The sequence below is a fragment of the Microcystis flos-aquae FACHB-1344 genome (assembly GCF_014698375.1).
In the GTDB taxonomy this organism is placed as follows: domain Bacteria; phylum Cyanobacteriota; class Cyanobacteriia; order Cyanobacteriales; family Microcystaceae; genus Microcystis; species Microcystis aeruginosa.
In genome coordinates, this window is record NZ_JACJSW010000007.1 from 1 (window position 1) to 3,653 (window position 3,653).

General features: G+C 41.3%; 4 protein-coding genes. All 4 read left to right on the forward strand.

Annotated elements, in window-relative coordinates:
* Positions 1-263: 263 nt before the first annotated feature.
* The gene (locus tag H6G48_RS00085) at positions 264-1,088 is read left to right on the forward strand and encodes a MinD/ParA family ATP-binding protein (protein ID WP_190717881.1); all 825 of its coding nucleotides are present in this window, start codon (positions 264-266) and stop codon (positions 1,086-1,088) included.
* 72 nt (positions 1,089-1,160) lie between these two features.
* On the forward strand, positions 1,161-2,315 hold the full coding sequence (locus H6G48_RS00090; RefSeq protein WP_190717885.1) for a DUF7005 family protein: 1,155 nt from the start codon (positions 1,161-1,163) through the stop codon (positions 2,313-2,315).
* Positions 2,316-2,768: 453 nt separating this feature from the next.
* A complete protein-coding gene (locus H6G48_RS00095; protein ID WP_199328689.1) occupies positions 2,769-3,278 on the forward strand; it encodes an aspartyl/asparaginyl beta-hydroxylase domain-containing protein in 510 nt (169 codons plus the stop codon).
* Between the two features lie 102 nt (positions 3,279-3,380).
* A complete protein-coding gene (locus H6G48_RS27315; protein WP_423202519.1) occupies positions 3,381-3,566 on the forward strand; it encodes a DUF7005 family protein in 186 nt (61 codons plus the stop codon).
* Positions 3,567-3,653 lie beyond the last annotated feature (87 nt).

Sequence of the window (3,653 nt, forward strand, 5' to 3'; positions counted from 1 at the left end):
AATATAGAAGAGTTAATGCAAATTAGCCGCTATCGGTTGAAGGATTACATCAAAGGACAAAGAGCGATATCGCTTGCCCTATCTACCTTCTAGCTCGCTTGTCCCCCTCTCAGACCAAGTCCCGAAAAGCCAGAAATGTTAATAATTGTGTGAGATTACCCTAGTATTAGCCCCCGTTCGCTTGCCTCGCTATCCTTAATTATTGTATGATTATAACGTCTGGGCTATCAATTTTTCGAGATACCCTTCTCACGCTGAGTATTATGTCTAAAATCATTTCCATTCACTCGTATCGAGGTGGTACGGGTAAGTCCAACGCTACAGCTAATCTCGCGGCCATTCTTGCCTGTCAGGGTAAACGGGTTGCCATTGTCGATACAGATCTCCCCTCTCCTGGTATTCATATTCTCTTTGAACTACAAGATAAGCATATTAAATACACCTTGAATGACTTTCTTTGGCAGAAATGTAAAATCAATGAATCAGCTTACGATGTTACCTCAGTACTAGGAGAACAAAAAACTGAAAAGAATCTAATTTATCTGGTTCCTGCGAGTGTCCAAGTGAGCGATATTTCTCGAATTTTACGGCAGGGATTTAATACAGAGTTGTTATTGGAAGGTATAGAAGAATTAATTCAATTACTCCAGCTTGACTATTTGTTTTTGGATACCCATCCTGGACTCAATAGAGAAACTTTGCTATCTTTAACTATTTCCAATATTGTTTTACTGTTTCTTACCCCTGATGAGCAAGATCTCCGAGGTACTGCTGTCACCCTAGATGTAGCCAGTCGTCTTAAAGTTCCGAAGTTATTTCTAGTTGTCAACAAAATTGTAGACAGATATAATTTTGGCGAACTTCGTCAACAAATTGAATCTACTCATAAAATACCTATTGTCGGGATGATGCCGGATGCTTCTGATATGCTCCAACTGGCAAGCAAAGGTCTTTTTGTTCTGAAATACCCAAACCACCCAATTTCTCTAGTGTTAAAACAGATAGCAGAACAAATAGATCAACAAGATTCTGACTATGCTCCGAATGATAGCTGCGATCTTAAACCTTTTATAATGGAGTGTGTTTAGCGTGGAATAAGTAACCTGGTGCTAAAATAAGGGAGAATTTTTATGAGTAAAAGGCGATCACCACAACTATCTATGAATTCTTTAGAATTCTCTAGCAGGGTGTTAGCTGACTCTGGTGCTAGTGTCGAGGAAATTCAAGAACTGCTGGCTTACAATCAAAATAAATTTAGTCATGTTTATCATCGGAAAACTTTGCCCAAAGAATCTGAGCCTCACCTAGAGGTTTGGCGACAATACATGACTGAATCTCACCGGATTGGCGTGTATGCAGTCCTTAAAGCTCATTTAGTTCAGTTTCAGTTTCCCATTAAGCAAGGCATCAGTCAAACGCCAGATTATCGCCAAGCTACCCGGCAAGGTAAGTTAGAAGAAGGGATGTCGTTAAAAACGGGCTTAACTTTCAACCAACCGGAGCGATTATCCCTGATCCTTTATGAAACCCTAGCGGGGTTGATTCCTGTCATTATTGCCGATGATCGCAATGACTTTATAACTTTAGTTCAAGCACTGACAAAAGGCAATGAACCCTATCTCGTACCGGAGTCAATGGGAGCTTGTATGGTGGGAAACTATAATAACTGGGAGAGAATACGCCAGTATAAAGCACAATGGATAGATCGCAATCCCCACCGTTGTGATGAGACTGATTGGCAGTTGGAATTCCAACACCTTATTCTCAAAAAAGAATTGTATCAAGATCGATTCATTATCTTAAGTACAGGCAACTATAGCAATGTAAGTGCTCAGCAATTAGGACTCACAGAAAGTCAGTGGCTAGAACTATCCTTGAAAATTCGCTTAGAACATGAATGTACTCATTATATTACGCGGCGGTGGTTCGATTCAATGCAGAATAATCTATATGATGAATTAATTGCAGATTATCGGGGTATCGTGGCGGCTCTAGGATATTACAATGTCGATTGGTTTTTGCACTTTGTCGGATTAGAATCCTTTCCTGCATATCGTTCAGGCGGTAGACTAGAAAACTATAAAGGGAATCCAGCTTTATCCCCAGGAGCGTTTAAAATTTTACAGAAATTACTTAAAACAGCCGCAGAAAATCTAGCCCGATTTGAGCAGCAATACATAAAACAGCCAAGGAATTCACGACAAGAAACCGCACTGTTGTACGCTTTGACCAGCCTTCGACTTGAGGAATTAGCTTCAACTCAGGCTATGGGACTCCTGAATAGAGCTATGGAGGAAATCCCAGAGGTAGGGTAACCGTTCAGGGGGGGGGACGAAATCTGGTAATCTATCAAAATAGGGACTAGAGGAGAAAGTCAACAGGAACTCCCCAGAACTCCCAAATGTCAGGAAATTCATGACCGAAGCGATTTGCGCCTCTAGTGGGACTTAGGCGTTTTCGGTCAGCAAAAAAGGCTCAAACCATTACGGGACAAAGGGTTAACCTCGATTTATGATTTTCCTTGATCTATCTGGGTTTCAGCGATTTTGGGCTTCTCGAAGTAAATCCCAAGCGGGGATTGGAGTTGAGGCTTTTCTCGATTTGTTTTTTGTCTAAGTCCCACTAGGAAAGGCAGTGCTTCTCCTTCTCTGCTGTTCTAGGAGAGTCCTTCCACAGAGTCAATGCCACTGGCTGCTTGACACCCCCCCCCCTGAACGGTTACCTTATGTATATATTCTAAATGAGGCACTAATCTAAAGATGTTCTACATGACCTCTGAATTTCCGTTCACAAATAAGCTAGAAAAAAATTGGATTTTGATCAAACAGGAATTAGACCAGCTTCAGGAAAAGCACTTCATTGACTGGAAAGAGAAGTTTCTATATAATCAAGGTTGGCAGGTTTTTGGACTTTATGCTTTTCAAGAGAAAATGGTTGATAACTGTCGGCTGTGTCCAGCAACAACAAGATTGATAGAAGCTATTCCGGGCATGACTACAGCAGGATTCTCCAGATTAGCACCAGGAACATCTGTTGTTCCGCATCTAGGCTACTCCCAAGCAGTACTTCGTTGCCACTTAGGTTTAATAGTTCCAGAAAACTGTGGCATTAGGGTGGGAAAGGAAACGAGAACGTGGGGAGAAGGTAAGTGCTTAGTTTTTGACGATACTGTTGAGCATGAAGCTTGGAACCACAGTGAGAATTATAGAACTGTTCTATTAATTGATTTTAAGAAAAGTGAACAGATAAGGAGATTGCTTGCTTATTGTTTGAGTTAATGAATGATGACTGGCAGGTCGTCAACTCTTTCTAATTGAGTTTCTCTCAATATCAGTCTTCCCTAATCTCTCAACGTAAGTGCTCAGCAATTAGGACTCACAGTGAATCCAGCTTTATCCCCAGGAGCGTTTAAAATTTTACAGAAATTACTTAAAACAGCCGCAGAAAATCTAGCCCGATTTGAGCAGCAATACATAAAACAGCCAAGGAATTCACGACAAGAAACCGCACTGTTGTGCGCTTTGACCAGACTTCGACTTGAGCTGAGAGGGGGACAAGCGAGCTAGAAGGTAGATAGGGCAAGCGATATCGCTCTTTGTCCTTTGATGTAATCCTTCAACCGATAGCGGCTAATTTGCATTAACTCTTCTATA